The organism is Streptomyces sulfonofaciens (assembly GCF_014656295.1).
Classification (GTDB): Bacteria; Actinomycetota; Actinomycetes; order Streptomycetales; family Streptomycetaceae; genus Streptomyces; species Streptomyces sulfonofaciens.
This window is the reverse complement of sequence record NZ_BNCD01000068.1, coordinates 1-1,244: the sequence shown is the minus strand read 5'-3', so window position 1 is coordinate 1,244 and position 1,244 is coordinate 1. Positions and strand designations below refer to the sequence as shown.

General features: G+C 69.9%; 1 protein-coding gene. It reads right to left on the bottom strand.

The window, feature by feature from the left end; all coding sequences use genetic code 11:
- Positions 1–1,244, bottom strand: a 1,244-nt coding sequence (locus IE313_RS34585; RefSeq protein ID WP_189939336.1) for a polyketide synthase dehydratase domain-containing protein, incomplete at both ends; no start/stop codon positions are given.

The following is a 1,244-nucleotide window of genomic DNA, read 5'->3' as shown; positions in this document are numbered from 1 at the left end:
TCGACCAACACAACCCGCCCAGGACGCTCAGCCTGAACAGACCGCACCAGACCACCCACCGCAGCCCCAGCCAGATCACCGCTCACCGTCAGAACCACCACGGCACGGTCTTCCGCGAGGTGCTCCTGGACGGCGGCCAGCACCCGGGTCGTCTCCTGGTGGACGTGCCGCACGCAGTCCGCCTCGGTGGCAGGGACACGGACCAGGATCGGATCTGCCTCGGCGCCGGGGATCTCCGTTTCCCACGGTGTCCATCGGACCGCGTGCAGCGGCCGGCCGGTCGCGGCGGCCCGGGGCGTGAACGAGCGCAGTCGCAGCGAGGAGAGCTCCGCGACGACCTCGCCGGTGGGATTCGTGAGTACGGCCGTGACGGTGTCGTCCGACCGCCGCAGTCTGGCCCGTAGCGTCGTGGAGCCGGGAGCGTACAGTCGCACACCGGAGAAGGAGAACGGTACCCAGGTGTGTCCGTCGCGGGAACCGTCGATCGCGAGGACGTGCAGAGCCGCGTCGAGAAGTGCCGGGTGGAGGCCGAAGCGGGTCGCATCTATTCTCTGCGCGTCTGCCGTATCGACCTCGGCGAAGAGATCGGGACCCGACGTCCACGCAGCCCGCAGCCCCTGGAACGCGGGGCCGTACGAGTAGCCCTCGGCTTCCAGGCTGGCGTAGGCGTCGTCCAGGTCGAGCGGCACGGCATCGGCCGGCAGCCACTCAACCGACACAGTCGGCTGATCTGTCGCCGCCGGGCCGATCGCGCCCGTGGCGTGGCACGTCCACGGCCGTTCGTGTTCACCCTCCGGCTCGTGCGGTCGGGAGTGCACGGCCAGTGCACGGCGGCCGTCGGCACCGGGCCCCTGCACAACCACCTGGAGCTGGACTGCCCCCTGCGCCGGCAGAACGAGTGGTTGTTCGAGGGTCAGTTCGGACACCTCGTCGCAGTCCGCCGCGATGCACGACTGAAGAGCGCATTCGAGGAAGGCGGTACCCGGAAGCAGGGTCGTACCCGCCACGGCGTGGTCGGCCAACCAGGGATGGGTGCTCAGCGATACGAGGCCGCTGAGCAGCAGCACGTCTCCCTCGGCCGGGGTGACCAGCGCTCCCAACAGCGGATGATCCGCGGTGCCTGCCAGCCCCAGACGGCTCGGGTCGCCGTTCACCGGCCTGGAGTCGAGCCAGTAGTGTTGGTGGTTGAAGTGGTAGGTGGGGAGGTCGGGGGTGGTGGCCGGGGTGTGGGGGAACCATCCGGA